We start from the raw sequence: 15724 nt of genomic DNA, 5'->3' as shown, positions 1-15724 counted from the left end.
GAGTGCACACCATGTCGCAATCCCAGGCGATTCCACTCGCCCAACCAGGCCAGCGCCTCAAGCTGCTCGATTCGCAACTGGTGGTTCTTGCCATCGCCGATGCGTTCCGCAAGCTGAGTCCCGCGGTCCAATTGCGCAGCCCCGTGATGTTTGTCGTCTATATCGGCAGCATCATTACCACGCTGCTTTACATCCAGGCGCTGAACGGCGTGGGCGAGGCCAGCTCCGGCTTTATCCTTGCCATAGCCGTGTGGCTGTGGTTCACCGTGTTGTTCGCAAATTTTGCTGAAGCGCTGGCCGAAGGCCGCAGCAAGGCGCAGGCGGCTTCGCTGCGCAGCCTGAAGCAGAGCGTGATGTCGAAGCGCCTCGCGGCGCCACAACATGGCACCGCCTGGTTGCCATGCCCGGCCACCGACCTGCGCAAGGGTAACTACGTGCTGGTGGAGGCCGGCGACATCATACCGATCGACGGCACCGTGATCGAAGGCGTGGCCTCGGTGGACGAAAGCGCCATTACCGGCGAGTCCGCGCCGGTCATCCGCGAATCGGGCGGCGACTTTTCTTCCGTTACCGGCGGCACCCGCGTGCTGTCCGACTGGCTGGTGGTACAGGTCACCGCCAACCCGGGCGAAACTTTCCTCGACCGCATGATCGCCATGGTGGAAGGCGCCAAGCGCAAGAAGACGCCGAACGAGATCGCGCTGACGATCCTGCTCGTGGCGCTGACCATCGTGTTCCTGATCGTGACCGCGACCTTGCTGCCGTTCTCGCTGTTCTCAGTGGCGGCCGCGCAGGCGGGTTCGCCGATCACCATTACGGTGCTGATTGCGCTGCTGGTGTGCCTGATCCCGACCACCATCGGGGGCTTGCTGTCGGCCATCGGCGTGGCAGGCATGAGCCGAATGATGCAGGCCAACGTGATCGCCACCTCCGGCCGCGCGGTGGAAGCAGCTGGCGATGTCGACGTGCTGTTGCTGGACAAGACCGGCACCATCACCCTGGGCAACCGCCAGGCGTCGGCCTTCTTCGCGGCACCGGGCGTCACCGAGCGCGAACTGGCCGATGTGGCGCAACTGGCCTCGCTGGCGGATGAAACGCCGGAAGGCCGCAGCATCGTGGTGCTGGCCAAGCAGAAGTTCAATATCCGCGAACGCGAACTGTCGCCGTTGCATGCCTCCTTCATTCCGTTCTCGGCCAACACCCGCATGAGCGGTGTCGACATGGAGGGACGTGAAGTGCGCAAGGGCTCCGCCGACGCAGTGCGCAAGCATGTGGAAGCGGCCGGCCAGCAATGGCCTGCCGAAGTGGGCCGCACTGTGGAGGATGTATCGCGCCGCGGCAGCACGCCGCTGGTGGTGGCCGACAATGGCCGCGTGGTGGGCGTGGTGGAACTCAAGGATATCGTCAAGGGCGGCATCAAGGAACGCTTCGCGGAGCTGCGCCGCATGGGCATCAAGACCGTGATGATCACCGGCGACAACAAGGTGACCGCCGCTGCGATTGCGGCAGAAGCCGGCGTCGACGACTTCCTGGCCGAGGCGACGCCTGAGGATAAGTTGAAACTTATCCGCAGCTACCAGTCCGACGGCCGCCTGGTCGCCATGACCGGCGACGGCACCAACGATGCGCCCGCGCTGGCCCAGGCCGACGTCGCCGTGGCCATGAGCTCCGGCACCCAGGCTGCCAAGGAGGCAGGCAATATGGTGGACCTGGATTCGAATCCGACCAAACTGCTGGAGATCGTGGAGATCGGCAAGCAGATGCTGATGACGCGCGGCTCGCTGACCACGTTCTCGATTTCGAACGATATTGCCAAATACTTCGCGATCATCCCCGCAGCCTTCGTCGGCACCTATCCGCAACTGAAGGCGCTGGACGTCATGCACCTGGCCAGCCCCAACTCCGCCATCATGTCCGCCGTGATCTTCAACGCGCTGATCATCGTGTTCCTGATTCCGCTGGCCCTGAAAGGCGTGCGCTATCGCGCCATCGGCGCCACCGCTCTGCTGCGCCGCAACCTGCTGGTGTATGGCGCCGGCGGCCTGGTCCTGCCGTTCATCGGCATCAAATTGATCGACATGCTGCTGGCAGCGTTCAACTTCGTTTAAGCTGGAGAACAAGATGATTTCGACTATTCGTCCCGCGCTGGTGTTGTTCGGCGCACTGACCCTGGCCTGCGGCGTGATCTATCCCCTTGCCGTCACAGGCGTTGCCTCGGCGGCTTTCCCGGCCCAGGCTGGCGGTTCCATCCTGGAAGTGGACGGCAAGCCAGTCGGCTCAAAGCTGATTGGCCAGCAATTCACCTCGGCGAAGTATTTCTGGGGCCGCCCGTCGGCCACCGGCCCGATGCCCTACAACGCCAACGGCTCCGGCGGCTCCAACCAGGGCCCGCTCAACCCCGCCTTCACCGATGCTGTGCGCTCCCGCATCGAAGCGCTCAAGGCTGCCGATCCGGGCAACACGGCGCCAATCCCTGTCGACCTGGTCACGGCCTCGGGAAGCGGGCTCGATCCGGAGATCAGCGTGGCCGCTGCTGAATACCAGCTTCGGCGCGTGGCGGACGAGCGACGCATCGCACCGGACAAGGTGCGGGCGCTGATCGCCGAGCATGCGTCGGGCAAGGTCATGGGCGTCTTCGGCGAGCCGCGCGTGAACGTCCTGGCGTTGAATCTGGCGCTGGACGAGAAAACGCCGCATACTCGCTGATATGATTCCACTCGACGACGACCGGCCAGATCCCGACGCGCTGCTGGCGCAAATGCAGCAGGAGCGCAAGGCGGCGCGGGGCAAGCTGCGCATCTACTTCGGCGCGTCGGCCGGCGTCGGCAAGACCTACGCCATGCTGTCGGCCGCCCGCAAGTTGCAGGCGGCCGGGCAGCTGGTGCTGGTCGGCGTCATCGAGACCCACGGCCGCAGCGAAACGGCGGCGCTGCTGGAAGGGCTGGACGTACTGCCGCTTCGGGCAATTGCCTATCGCGGCAAGATCCTGAACGAGTTCGATATCGATGCCGCCCTGGCGCGCCGCCCGCCGCTGGTCCTGATCGACGAACTGGCGCACTCCAACGCGCCGGGCTCGCGCCATCCCAAACGCTGGCAGGACGTGGAAGAACTGCTGGAAGCCGGCATTGATGTCTTCAGCACCGTCAACGTGCAGCACCTGGAAAGCCTGAACGACGTGGTGGGCGGCATCACCGGCATCCAGGTCAATGAAACCGTGCCCGATACCGTGTTCGACGCCGCCGACGAAGTGGTGCTGGTCGACATCCCGGCCGACGAACTGTTGACGCGCCTGAAAGGCGGCAAGGTCTACCAGGCGCAGCAGGCCGAACGGGCCGCGAAAAACTTCTTCCGCAAAGGGAACCTGATCGCGCTGCGTGAACTGGCCCTGCGCCGCACTGCCGACCGTATCGAAGACGATGTGCGCGCCTATCGTGTCGAGCAGTCGATCGACACCATCTGGAAAACCGGCGCATCGGTGCTGGCGCTGATCGGCCCGCGCCCAGGCTGCGAGCAAGTGGTGCGCAGCGCCGCACGCCTGGCGGGACAACTGGGCACGCAATGGCACGCCATCTACGTCGAGACGCCGGCCTTGCAACGCCTGCCGGCCGGGGAGCGTGAGCGCGTCCTGAAAATGCTCAAGCTGGCGCAGGACCTGGGCGCCACCACTGCCGTGCTGTCCGGCAGCGATATCGCCGCCACGGCTGCCGCGTACGCGCGCAGCCACAACCTGTCCAAGATTGCGATGGGGCGGGCGCACCGCAACTGGCCATGGCGCCGTTCGCATATCCGCAGCCTGGCGGCGCATGCGCCCGACATCGACCTGATCGAAGTGTCCGGCAGCGAGGTCGAAGCGCATCCGGTGCAAGCCGCAGCCGGCACCGCCGCGCCGGACGACGCCGACGAAGATGCGCTGCGCTTCAGGCGGCGGGCGAAGGGCTTTGCGGTGGCTGGCCTCGCCAGCGTCGGCATGGCCATGCTGGCGACGCCGCTGCTGCCATACTTCGACCTGGCCAATATTGCCATGCTGTTCCTTTTGGTGGTGCTGCTGGTGGCAGTGCGCTACGGGCGCGGGCCATCCGTGCTGGCGACCTGCGTCAGCGTGGCGTGTTTCGACTTTTTCTTCGTGCCGCCACGCTTCAGTTTCGCGATCTCGGACCTGCAATACGCCATCACCTTTGCCGTGATGCTGGCGGTAGGCTTGATCACCGGCCACCTGACCGCGGGCTTGCGCTTCCAGGCCCGTGTGGCCTCCTATCGTGAAGCACGCGCCCGCGCCCTGTACGAATTCGCGCGCGAGCTGTCCGGGGCGCTGCAGACCGGGCAAGTGTTCGAGACCACGGCGCGCTTCGTACAATCGACTTTCAATGCCAAGGCAACGCTGCTGGTGCCTGATGCCGACGGAAGGCTGCACCTGCCGCCAGGCACCGCTCCGGTGCCTGCGCTTGACGAGGGCGTGGCGCAATGGGCGTTCGACCATGCCGAAAGCGCTGGCCTGTGCACGGACACGCTTCCGGCCAGCCCCTTGTTCTACATGCCGTTGGTAGCGCCCATGCGCACCCGTGGCGTGCTGGCCATTGAGCCGGCGCAGCGCCGCTGGCTACTGATTCCCGAACAGCGGCAGCACCTCGACACCTTCGCGGCGCTGGCCGCGATTGCACTGGAGCGGGTGCATTACGTCGAAGTGGCGCAGGAGGCGCTGGTCAATATGGAATCGGAACGGCTGCGCAATTCGCTGCTGGCAGCCTTGTCGCACGACCTGCGCACGCCGCTGACTTCACTGGTCGGCCTGTCCGAATCGCTGGCCGGTTCGCGCCCGGCGCTGTCGGCGCAGCAGCTGTCCCTCGCCAGCTCCCTGCATGCCGAAGCGCTGCGCATGAGCGCCCTGGTCGCCAACCTGCTCGACATGGCACGCATCGAAAGCGGCGAATTGAAATTCAACCTGCAATGGCAGCCGCTGGAAGAAGTAGTGGGCAGCGCCTTGCGTTCTAGCCGACTGCAGCTGACAGGGCACAAGGTCAGCACCCAGCTCTCGCTCGGCTTGCCCCTGTTGCGCTTCGACGCGGTGCTGATCGAACGCGTGCTGTGCAACCTGCTGGAAAACGCCGCCAAGTACACGCCGCCCAGCGCATCCATCGTGATCTACGCCGTGCAGCGCGGCGAATTCGTGCGGGTCATGGTGTACGATAACGGCCCGGGCCTGCCGCGTGGCCGCGAAGAAGCGATCTTTGAAAAATTCACCCGCGGCGAAAAAGAATCGGCCAAGCCGGGCGTCGGCCTTGGGCTGGCAATTTGCCGCGCCATTGTCGAAGCACATGGCGGCACGATAGCGGCGGACAAGTCTCCGCTCGGCGGCGCCGCCTTCGTCTTCACGCTGCCGGTCAGCACGCCGCCAGGGCTGCCTGAAATCGAGGAAGAATGAACACCCAACAATCCGAGATTGTCCCCACCGCCTTGCTGGTGGAAGACGAACCCCAGATCCGCCGCTTCGTGCGCGCCGCACTGGAGGAAGAAGGCTGGCACGTGCACGAATCGGCCAGCATGCAGCGTGGCCTGATCGACGCCGGAACGCGCCGGCCCGACCTGGTGATCCTCGACCTCGGCCTGCCGGATGGCGACGGCAACGACTTCATCGCCGACCTGCGCAAATGGTCGAATGTGCCGGTCATCGTGCTGTCGGCGCGCGTCAACGAAGCCGACAAGATCAAGGCGCTCGACGCCGGCGCCGACGATTACCTCAGCAAGCCATTCGGTACCGGCGAGCTGCTGGCCCGGGTGCGCGCCACCCTGCGCCGCCAGCGGCAACCGCAGGCCGACAGCGCCGGCCAAGTGCAATTTGGCGAAGTAGTGGTCGACTTGCCGAACCGCCGCGTCACCAAGCGCGGCGAGCACGTCCACCTGACGCCAACCGAATACCGCTTGCTGTCCGTGCTGGTCGCCAACGCCGGCCGCGTGATGACCGCGCCCCAGTTGCTGCGCGCCGTCTGGGGCCCCGCGCAATCGGACAACAGCCACTACCTGCGCATCTACATGGGCCACCTGCGCCACAAGCTGGAAGACGACCCCGCCCAGCCGCAATACCTGCTGACCGAAACCGCCGTCGGCTACCGCCTCCAATTAACTTGAAAGTCGGGGTCAGGTCTGGCAATCCGCCACAAATGTGGCGGATTGCCAGACCTGACCCCGACTTTTATTTCGAGAGCATGCGCATGGCCCGCTCGAGGCCTTCGATGGTGATGGGGAACATGCGGTTCTGCATGATCTGCTTGATGACGCTGATCGACTGGCGGTATTGCCACAGGCCTTCCGGCTCGGGGTTGAGCCAGATGAACTTCGGGAAGTGCGAGGTGAAGCGTCCGAGCCATTCGGCGCCGGCTTCCTCGTTGTTGTATTCGACCGAGCCGCCGGGCTGCAGCACTTCGTAGGGACTCATGGTGGCGTCGCCGACGAAGATCAGTTTGGTGTCGGGCGGGTATTTGCGCAGCACGTCCCAGGTGGCGAAGCGTTCGGCGTTGCGGCGGCGGTTGCTGCGCCACAGGTAGTCGTATACGCAGTTGTGGAAGTAGTAGAACTCCATGTTCTTGAACTCGGTCTTGGCGGCCGAGAACAGTTCTTCCGCGCGTTCGATGTGGTCGTCCATCGTGCCGCCGACGTCCATCAGCATCAGCACCTTGACGTTGTTCTTGCGCTCGGGCTGCATCTTGATGTCGAGGTAGCCGGCATTGTTGGCGGTGGCGCGGATGGTCTGGTCCAGCGCCAGTTCCTCGGCCGCGCCTTCGCGCGCGAACTTGCGCAGGCGGCGCAGGGCGACCTTGATGTTGCGCGTGCCCAGTTCGCGCTCGCCGTCGTAGTCCTTGTAGGTGCGCTGCTCCCACACTTTGACCGCGGTGCGGTTGCCACCCTTGCCGCCGATGCGGATGCCTTCGGGATTGGTGCCGCCATTGCCGAACGGGGAGGTGCCGCCGCTGCCGATCCATTTGTTGCCGCCTTCGTGGCGTTCCTTCTGCTCTTTCAGCAGTTCGTTGAGGCGGTCCATCAGCTTGTCGTAGCCGAATTTCTCCAGCGCGGCGATCTGCTCGGGCGTCAGCTCGCGCTTCATGCGCTGCAGCAGCCAGTCGAGCGGGATCTCCTTGGTGGTGTCGAAGACGGCGTTGATGCCTTTGAAATACTGGCCAAAAGCGCGGTCGAACTTGTCGTAGTTGGCCTCGTCCTTCACCAGGCACAGGCGGCTCATGTAGTAGAAGTCGTCCAGCGATGGCTCCAGCACCTGCTTTTGCATGGCTTCCAGCAGGGTGAGGAATTCCTTGATCGTGACCGGGATCCTGGCGTCTTTCAGCGTGAAGAAGAAGTCGATCAGCATGCCGTTTCCCTCCGCGCCAGCAGGTAGCGCAGTTGCGCCTTCACTTCCGGCCATTCGCCGCGCACGATGCTGTACATGACCGTGTCGCGCACGGTGCCGTCGCGGCGCACGGCGTGGTGGCGGATCACACCGTCCTTCTTTGCGCCGAGTCGTTCGATGGCGGCCTGCGAGGCATGGTTGAAGTTATCGGTGCGGAAGCCGACCACGGCGCAGCCCAGCGTTTCGAAGGCGTGCGTCAGCAGGAGCAGCTTGCAGGTGGTGTTCACATGCGTGCGCTGCACGCTGCGGCGGTACCAGGTGTAGCCGATTTCGGCGCGGTCGATGGCGGGCACGATGTCGTGGTAGCTGGTGGTGCCCAGCACCTGGCCGCTGGCCGCATCCACCACGGCGAAGGCCAGCCGGGAAGGGCGCATTTCCAGGGCGGTGGCGATGTAGGCTGCCACCTTGTGCGGTTCCGGCACGGAGGTGATGCGCAGCTTCCACAGCTCGCCGTCCTGCGCGGCTTCACGCAGGGCGTCGGCATGCTGCGGTCCGAGCGGCTCCAGGCGCAGGCCGTTGGCTTCCAGCGTGACCGGGGTTGGTGCGTCCATCAGCGGTTGGTCCTCGACATGAATACCAGGCGTTCGAACAGGTGCACGTCCTGTTCGTTTTTCAGCAGGGCGCCGTGCAGCGGCGGGACAGCCGCCTTCTGGTCCTTGCCGCGCAGGACTTCCGGCGGGATGTCTTCGGCCATCAGGAGCTTCAGCCAGTCGAGGAATTCGCTGGTCGATGGCTTCTTCTTCAGGCCCGGCACGTCGCGCACTTCGTAGAAAGTTTGCAGGGCGGTGGCCAGCAATTCCTGCTTCAGGTGAGGGTAGTGGACCTTGACGATGGCTTCCATCGTGTCCTTGTCCGGGAATTTGATGTAGTGGAAGAAGCAGCGGCGCAGGAAGGCGTCCGGCAGTTCCTTCTCGTTATTCGAGGTGATGATCACCAGCGGGCGGTGCCTGGCGGTGACCATCTCGCGCGTCTCGTAGACGTAGAACTCCATGCGGTCCAGTTCGCGCAGCAGGTCGTTCGGGAATTCGATGTCGGCCTTGTCGATCTCGTCGATCAGCAGCACCACCGGTTCCGGCGCGGTGAAGGCTTGCCACAGCACGCCCTTGACGATGTAGTTGTGGATGTCGCGCACGCGTTCATCGCCCAGTTGGGAATCGCGCAGGCGGGACACGGCGTCATATTCGTACAGCCCTTGCTGGGCCTTGGTGGTGGATTTGATATGCCACTGCATCAGCGGCATGTCGAGGGCGGCGGCGACTTCTTCGGCCAGCATGGTCTTGCCGGTGCCCGGCTCGCCCTTGATCAGCAAGGGACGCTGCAGGGTGAGGGCGGCGTTGACGGCCAGCTTCAGGTCATTGGTGGCGACGTAGTTGTCCGAGCCTTCAAAGCGTTGCGGTGCGTGCATAGAAAATTTCCAGTGAGTTGATCAATGGAAGTATATGCCAGAGCGGCCTGGCGCGGTGCCGCGGTCCTCGGATTTCAATTAACTTTTTTATATTATCCCGTTGCACTTTTATATTCTTATTTGATGCTATTGCGTTAATGCGTATTTATTGTTTTGCAAACTCGCGGTTGCTGCCGGGCGCACCGCCAAGCGTGCATTTGCCCGATGATTTCTGCCGATTCTGGCCAAAATGTCCGCCTTCTGTTGCTAATTACTCACTAATGAGGGTGCCCTCGAAAATTAGCCGGATATATCTCTTGCCTTTTGAGATATACTTCCCGCCATTTCCATATGGCAACATTTTTTCGACTGCTAATATTCTTCAGATAAAGGGCTGGTGTGAATAAGAACCTATTCCAATTAATTCCCCTGGTCGCCTTGTTGGCGGGCCTTGCTGGCTGCGGCGGCGGCTCCGACAGTGGCGCCAGCGGTGCGCCTGGCAGTGGCTCGACCGGTAGCGGCAATCCTGCAACGGGTGGCAGCCAGCCATCCACGCCTCCTTCCGGCGGCCAGACCAGCGGTCAAACCGGGGTCAGCGCAGCGTTGACGGCCGGTGATGCCCAGTACGCCACGACCGATGAAATCATGCAGGCGGCGCAGGCGCTGATATCAGGGCAGGCCGCCAAGTACGGTGAACTCAAGCAGGCCTTGTTCCAGCTCGGCGCGGATGGCAAGCGGACCAGTTCCAGCGTCGGGCTCATCGACTGGAACCCGACCCATGATTCGTCGGTTTTCGGCGTAGGCGACAACTCGCGCAACCACGTTATCCTGCCTTCCAACTGGAGCTATAGCGACAGCGCCGCCGGTAACGGTTCCGCCCTGGCGGTCGCCGGCGTTGCACCGGGCAGCAATGCGCGCTACGCCGCCTTTGGCGGCAATCCGCTGGGCGTGCCGGGCAACGCCAATATGGACCAGTTCATGGTCAACCTGGCGACCTGGTTGACCGCGCGCAGCAGCCTGGCCAACCTGAAGGTCGTTACCGCGCACCTGCCTGGTACCGAGACCTATTGGTTCCCTTACGAGAAGAAGGTGCGCGACTGGTTCTTTGCCAAGTCGCCGACGGCAACCGTCAACGGCCTGGCGGCTGGCGCTACGCAAAAAGACAATGTGTGCGACGGCGCTGCGCTGGCAGGCTGCCTGCAGAGCGCGGACCTGCTGGTGATTGGCCGCGAGCAGGGGCCGGGCGCCTATGATGGCGCGGCTGTGATGCAGGCAGTGGCCGACGCCCAGAAGCGCGGCATTCCGGTGCTGTACCTGCACCACTACCGCGACAGCGACGACCTGTCCGACCGCTTGCTGAATTACTTCGGTCTCAGCCAGCAAACCAATTACTGGAGCAAGCAAGGCCTGTTGTCCTTCGACCCGGCGGCCTTGCCGGCGAATTCGCCGCAACTGAGCAAGTTCCAGAACCTGCTCAACCGCCTGAACCAGAACAACTTCACCACCAGCTGGAGCGGTTGCACGAGCGGCGGCCGCATCGACTGCTCGGATGACGTTGCGTACATGGCGGAATTCGGCAATCCGGTCAAGGATGTGCAGGACGTGATCCGGGACCTGGACAACCCGCAGGCGCCATTGTTCGCCCAGACCGGCTACCAGCTGGAGAAGCTGCTGGTCCTGCTGGGCGACAAATACCGTGCGGCCCTGTCCTACCCGATGACCAGGACCGCCAACCGCCAGGACTTTTTCCGCGGCCTGTTCTCCGACATGACGGTGATGTACAACCGCAGCGTCACGACCGTCGCGAAGAACCTGGGCAATTTCTCGGACCTGTTCCCGGCGACCACGCCGACCGTGTCCAGCACCGTTACCACGGGCCTGCCGAGCAGCGGCACCAAGCAATACATGACCGGCCTGTACGTCATGCCGGGAACGAAGGTGACCCTGACCCGCACCGACAACGGCGGCAACACCGTACGCTTCGGCCTGAACATGCTGCGCGATACCACCTGGGTCTTCAACACCTATGACCGTCCGTCGCAAATCAGCTCGCCGCGTTTCGCGCTGGAGCCGAACAAGCCGGTCGTGATCAGCAGCCCTTACGGCGGTCCGCTGATCCTGTTCATCGATGCGCCGGTGGCCGGCGAACAGTCGGTCAGCGTGAAGGTCGATGGCGTGATTACGCATCCTATCCTGCGCAATGCCTACGACCCGGTGCAGGTGGCGGCCTTCCAGGATGCCGTCAACACGACGCCGACCGGCTGGGTGGTCTTTGCCACCGATACGCTGACCGTGCAGTCGCAGAAGGACAAGTTCAAGCGCACCATTTCCAACTACCAGGGCAATATGGTGCGGCTGGCGGACACCACCTTCAAGTACACCATCAAGGATACTTACGAGCTGGCCGGCTTCAACGCCTCCAGCGGCTTCCTGGGCCTGGCGCCAAGCGTCAAGGCCAAGTGCGACAGCCTGGGCTGGGACTGCACCGGCACCCAGCACCGCCGCGACACCATGCAAAACGTGATCGCCGATTCGCATGCCGCTTGCGGCAACGGCTGCTCCGGCAATCCTTATGACCAGGACTGGCCGTTCGAGCCGCTTGGCTGGGGCGAGTCGCACGAGATCGGGCATAACCTGCAGGTTTGGCGCATGAAGATTTACGGCGGCCAGTCGACGGAAGTGTCGAACAACATCTTCCCGGTGCATAAGATGATCAAGTTCAATCAATCGCCTGCAGGCATTGCCGCCCCGCTCAAGGCGCGCCCGGATACCGGCTTCGCCGCGTTCAGCGCCCTGAAGACGGCGCTGGCTGCCGCCGATCCGGCCAACGCCATGTTCAACAGCACCTGGTCCGACAGCAGCTACGCCGCCAACAACTCGGTACGCATCATGTTCTATCGCCAGCTGGTGGAATACGCACGCTATTACAACAGCAGCTTTGTCGACGGCTGGGAGCTGCCGACCCTGCAATACCTGCTGGACCGTAATATGAGCGCCAGTTCGGGCAACTGGGCCAGCGTGGCATCGGGCTATGGCTTCGGCACCTACGCCAGCTACCCTTCCAATATGGACGGCAACGACTTCATGCTGGTCTCGAGCTCCTTCCTGATTGGCCGCGACATGCGTCCGATGTTCAAGCTGTGGGGCATCACGGTCAGCGCAGCAGCGGAAGCCCAGGTGGCGGCATACAACCTGCCGGCAGCAGCGCAGCTGTTCTTCCCGATGAATGACTTGATCAGCTCGGGCAGCGGCGTGGGGCAGCCGGTCACCATGAGTGCAACTGCCAGCTATCCGGCCGGCTATTAAGGCCCAGCCAGGGCTTGCTGTTATGGCAAGCCCTGGCAAACCACAGTTTCAGGCTGTTGCTTGTTCCATCTTATGGACGATTGGCCAACTTCTAAGGTAAAATCGCAGGTTGAGGGCGCAAAGGAGCGGTTTTGTTGCGCAATGCAGTGTCCGATTTCAACTGACTAAAGCCCACACCTATGAAAAAAATCTTCGCACTCCTCGCGCTGACCGCAGTTGCGCAGGCAGCCGTCGCCGCGGACATCGTCGGCGACGCCAAGAACGCAAAAGGCAAGATCGAGATGTGCATCGGTTGCCATGCAATTCCAGGCTACAAAGCGACTTTCCCCGAAGTTTTCCAGGTGCCGATGATCGGCGGCCAATCTGCCAAGTACATTGAAAACGCGCTCAAGGGCTACCAGAAGGGTGAGCGCAAGCACCCGACCATGAAGGGTATCGCTGTCAGCCTGTCCGACCAGGACATCGCCGACATCGCCGCGTTCTACTCCCAGCAGAAATAAGGCCCTGAACCATGAAAAAACTGATTACCGCTCTGTTCTGCTCCGCAGTCTCGTTCAGCGCCCTGGCTGGCGGCAGCATCGAAAATGGCAAGGCCCTGACTGAAAAATACAGCTGCGCTGCCTGCCACGGCAAGGATTACAACTCCCCGATCGACCCGAGCTATCCAAAGCTGGCCGGCCAGCACAAGGATTACCTGCAGCATGCGCTGACCGCTTACAAGCGCGGCGACGCGCCGAACGGCCGCTCCAACGCGATCATGACCGGCCAGGTCAAGCCCCTGACCAACAAGGACATCCAGGACATCGCCGCCTACCTGCACTCGCTGCCAGGTTCGCTGGTCCTGAAGCGCTGATTCAGCGCTGCTTGAAGAGAAGCCCGCCCTGTGCGGGCTTTTTGCATTTTTAAACCACGGTTGCCGGCGTTCGTCACAGCGCCGAGCCGCGCGCACTGGCCGCTGTTAAGCTTCCTCCAACATTTGGAGGAGACGATGGCTTACAAGCTGGATATCAATGGCGCGGCCCGCACGGCCGATGTCGAGGGCGATATGCCGCTGCTGTGGGTGCTGCGCGATACGCTGGGGCTGACCGGTACCAAGTACGGCTGCGGAGCGGGCGTTTGCGGCGCCTGCACCGTGCACATCGACGGTCAGGTGGTGCGAAGCTGCGTGATGCCGGTCAGCGCGGTCGGCAAGAGTAGGGTAAGGACGATCGAAGCCTTGTCGCCGGATCGTTCGCACGCCTTGCAGCAGGCCTGGATCGCGGAGCAGGTGCCGCAGTGCGGCTACTGCCAGTCGGGCATGCTGATGGCGGCGGCGGCGCTGCTCAAATCCCATCCCAGGCCGACCGATGCGCAGATTGCGGAAGCGATGACGAACCTGTGCCGCTGCGGCACGTATCCACGCGTGCGGCGCGCAATCAGGCGTGCGGCGGGGATGAAGGTGGAGGAGGTGGCATGAGCAACCGCCGCGACTTCCTGAAGACCTTGGCGGCCGGCGGCCTGCTGCTCGCCGTCGGCCCGGCCGTCGCTGCGGCGGCCGAGACGCCGCTTCCGCCGCCGGGCTGGGTGCGCATTGCGCCGGACGGCAGCGTCACCATCCTCTCCAACACCAGTGAAATAGGACAGGGCACCGGCACCGCCATCGCCCAGCTGCTGGCCGACGAAATGGACCTGGACTGGAAAACCGTGCGCATCGAAATGGCGCCGCTCGAAAAGCAGTTCATCAACGCCGGCTGGGGCGAATATGCGACCTATGGCAGCGGCGGCGTGGCGCGCCAGTTCACGCAACTGCGCAAGGCCGGCGCCCAGGCGCGCGCGATGCTGGTGAGTGCGGCTGCCGCGGAGTGGAAAGTCCCGTCCGAAGAATGCGACACTCAGCTTGGCGCCGTACTGCACAAGCCTAGCGGCCGCAAGCTGCCCTATGCCAGGCTGGTGCAGCTGGCGGCAGCCCAGCAGGTACCGGCCGATCCGCCCTTGATGCCGAAGCAGCGCTGGCGCTACATGGGCAAGGACGTGGCCCGGCTCGACCTGCCCGCCAAGACCGATGGCAGCGCGGTCTACGGCATCGACGTGAAAGTGCCCGGCATGCTGCATGCCGCGATCATGCAGTGCCCGCACTTCGGCGGCAAGCTGGCGGCGCTCGACCCGCAGCCGGCGCTGGCAAAGCGCGGCGTGAAGAAAGTGGTGCGCCTGCCCGATGCCGTGGCTGTCGTGGCCGACAGCTATTGGCGCGCGCAGCAAGCGCTCAATGCGCTCAAGCCGGAATGGAACCTCGCCGCTGCCAGCAAGCACTCCAGCGCCCCGTACCGCGATTTGCTGCGCGAGGCAGTGCAGAAAGAGGGCGACCTGGTCGTGCCGCGCAATGGCAAGGCCGAAGACATCGGCGCCGCGCACGACGCAGGCGTGGCCAGGTCCATCGCCTGGCTGGAACGGACCTACAGCGTGCCGCTGCTGGCGCATGCCACCATGGAGCCGATGAACGGCACCGCCAGCGTCAGGGACGGCAAGGCGGAACTGTGGCTGCCGACGCAAGCGCAGGACACGGCCCGCACCTATGTCTCGCAGGCGCTTGGCATCGCGCCGGAAGCGGTCACGATCCGCACGACGCTAAGCGGCGGAGGTTTCGGCCGCCGCATCGAGGCCGATTTCGCCGTGCAGGCAGCCCTGATCGCGAAGGAAGCCGGCGTGCCGGTCAAGCTGCTGTGGAGCCGCGAAGAAGACATGCGCCACGGCTACCACCGGCCGGCCGCCGTGCTGCGCCTGCGCGCCGGCTTCGACGCCGCCGGTGCGCTGGCCGCCGTGCGCATGGACAGCGCGAGCGACACCCTGTTCAACTACTCGCGATTCGGCGCGGACAGGCAGTACGCCAGGCCTTTCGACCGCAGCGCAGTCGGCGTGCTGATGACCCGCCACTACGGCTTGCCCGGCTTCGCTCACCGCACCAACACCATCGACGCCGGCGTGCCGCTTGGCTACTGGCGTTCGGTCGCCGCGTCGCAGAACGTCTTCGCCACCGAGTCCTTCGTGGACGACCTTGCCCTGCGCGCCAAGGAGGACCCGCTTGATTACCGGCGCAGCCTGATGAAGGCAGGCAGCCGCGAAAGCGCGGTGCTCGACCAGCTGGAAGCGCGTTCCGGCTGGCGCGGCGACAGGCTGCCCGGGCGCCACTGCGGCATGGCTTTCACCTGGGCCAACGGCACCTATATCGGCCAGGTGGTCGAACTGTCGGTCGACGCGGAATCACGGGTCAGGCTGCACCGCGTCACCACGGTGCTCGACTGCGGCATTGCGGTCAACCCGCGCAACATCCGCGGCCAAGTGGAGGGCGGCATCATCTTCGCCCTGAGCGCGGCCTTTTACGGCGAAATCACGGTCAGGGATGGCGCGGTGGAACAGTCGAACTTCAGCGATTACAAGCTGCTGTCCCTGGCTGAAACGCCGCAGATCGACGTCGTGGTCATCGACAGCAACGAGGCGCCCGGCGGTGTCGGCGAGGAAGCGGTCGGCCCGCTGGCGCCGGCCCTGGCAAATGCCCTGTTTGCCGCCACCGGCCGGCGCTACACCGATTTGCCTTTGATCAAGGCCGGGCTGCGGCTGCAATGATTGGATAGTTTCCATGTGGCATTCATGGTCTATGCTAA

Annotated in this window: 12 protein-coding genes; 9 read left to right on the top strand and 3 right to left on the bottom strand. The window is 63.9% G+C overall.

All coding sequences use genetic code 11. From position 1 onward, the window contains the following. Positions 1-11 precede the first annotated feature (11 nt). From kdpB to kdpE, 4 genes are read left to right on the top strand one after another with little or no spacing between them, the layout of a single operon-like run. Positions 12-2108 (top strand): potassium-transporting ATPase subunit KdpB, encoded by a 2097-nt coding sequence (gene kdpB / locus ACN9MY_RS27825; RefSeq protein WP_426336432.1) that lies wholly within the window; start codon positions 12-14, stop codon positions 2106-2108. A 13-nt stretch (positions 2109-2121) separates the two neighbouring features. After that, the gene (kdpC, locus tag ACN9MY_RS27820; protein ID WP_426164974.1) at positions 2122-2706 is read left to right on the top strand and encodes a potassium-transporting ATPase subunit KdpC; all 585 of its coding nucleotides are present in this window, start codon (positions 2122-2124) and stop codon (positions 2704-2706) included. A gap of 1 nt (position 2707) precedes the next feature. After that, a complete protein-coding gene (gene kdpD / locus ACN9MY_RS27815; protein WP_426336431.1) occupies positions 2708-5419 on the top strand; it encodes a two-component system sensor histidine kinase KdpD in 2712 nt (903 codons plus the stop codon). Then, complete coding sequence (gene kdpE, locus ACN9MY_RS27810; protein ID WP_426164970.1) at positions 5416-6123, top strand: two-component system response regulator KdpE; 708 nt, start codon at positions 5416-5418, stop codon at positions 6121-6123. The genes kdpD and kdpE overlap by 4 nt, the downstream gene beginning before the upstream one ends. A 64-nt stretch (positions 6124-6187) precedes the next feature. Here the strand turns inward: kdpE and ACN9MY_RS27805 are convergent, their stop codons facing one another. Genes ACN9MY_RS27805 through ACN9MY_RS27795 form a run of 3 tightly spaced genes read right to left on the bottom strand, consistent with a single transcriptional unit; the run spans position 6188 to position 8801 of the window. Continuing rightward, complete coding sequence (locus tag ACN9MY_RS27805) at positions 6188-7357, bottom strand: vWA domain-containing protein (RefSeq protein ID WP_426336430.1); 1170 nt, start codon at positions 7355-7357, stop codon at positions 6188-6190. Then, positions 7351-7947: a GNAT family N-acetyltransferase gene (locus tag ACN9MY_RS27800; RefSeq protein WP_426336429.1), complete on the bottom strand. Its 597-nt coding sequence runs from the start codon at positions 7945-7947 to the stop codon at positions 7351-7353. The genes ACN9MY_RS27805 and ACN9MY_RS27800 overlap by 7 nt, the downstream gene beginning before the upstream one ends. Next, positions 7947-8801, bottom strand: a complete 855-nt coding sequence (locus ACN9MY_RS27795; RefSeq protein WP_426164965.1) for an AAA family ATPase — start codon at positions 8799-8801, stop codon at positions 7947-7949. The genes ACN9MY_RS27800 and ACN9MY_RS27795 overlap by 1 nt, the downstream gene beginning before the upstream one ends. A 378-nt stretch (positions 8802-9179) precedes the next feature. Here ACN9MY_RS27795 and ACN9MY_RS27790 point away from each other — a divergent pair, with 378 nt between their 5' ends. From ACN9MY_RS27790 to ACN9MY_RS27770, 5 genes are all read left to right on the top strand, one after another. Continuing rightward, on the top strand, positions 9180-12086 hold the full coding sequence (locus ACN9MY_RS27790; RefSeq protein WP_426164963.1) for an ImpA family metalloprotease: 2907 nt from the start codon (positions 9180-9182) through the stop codon (positions 12084-12086). A 179-nt stretch (positions 12087-12265) separates the two neighbouring features. Beyond that, positions 12266-12586, top strand: a complete 321-nt coding sequence (locus tag ACN9MY_RS27785) for a c-type cytochrome (protein WP_426164961.1) — start codon at positions 12266-12268, stop codon at positions 12584-12586. An 11-nt stretch (positions 12587-12597) separates the two neighbouring features. Then, positions 12598-12939: a c-type cytochrome gene (locus tag ACN9MY_RS27780; protein ID WP_426164959.1), complete on the top strand. Its 342-nt coding sequence runs from the start codon at positions 12598-12600 to the stop codon at positions 12937-12939. A gap of 135 nt (positions 12940-13074) precedes the next feature. Next, positions 13075-13542 carry a (2Fe-2S)-binding protein gene (locus ACN9MY_RS27775; protein WP_426336428.1) on the top strand — a complete coding sequence of 156 codons (468 nt, stop codon included), beginning with the start codon at positions 13075-13077 and terminating at the stop codon, positions 13540-13542. Then, on the top strand, positions 13539-15686 hold the full coding sequence (locus tag ACN9MY_RS27770) for a molybdopterin cofactor-binding domain-containing protein (RefSeq protein ID WP_426336427.1): 2148 nt from the start codon (positions 13539-13541) through the stop codon (positions 15684-15686). The genes ACN9MY_RS27775 and ACN9MY_RS27770 overlap by 4 nt, the downstream gene beginning before the upstream one ends. The last annotated feature ends 38 nt before the right edge of the window (positions 15687-15724 follow it).

Origin of the sequence: Pseudoduganella sp. R-31, from assembly GCF_049913235.1 — a bacterium.
GTDB lineage: Bacteria > Pseudomonadota > Gammaproteobacteria > Burkholderiales > Burkholderiaceae_D > Rugamonas.
Note: the sequence above shows the minus strand (reverse complement) of the source record. Positions and strands in the feature narration are given on the sequence as shown.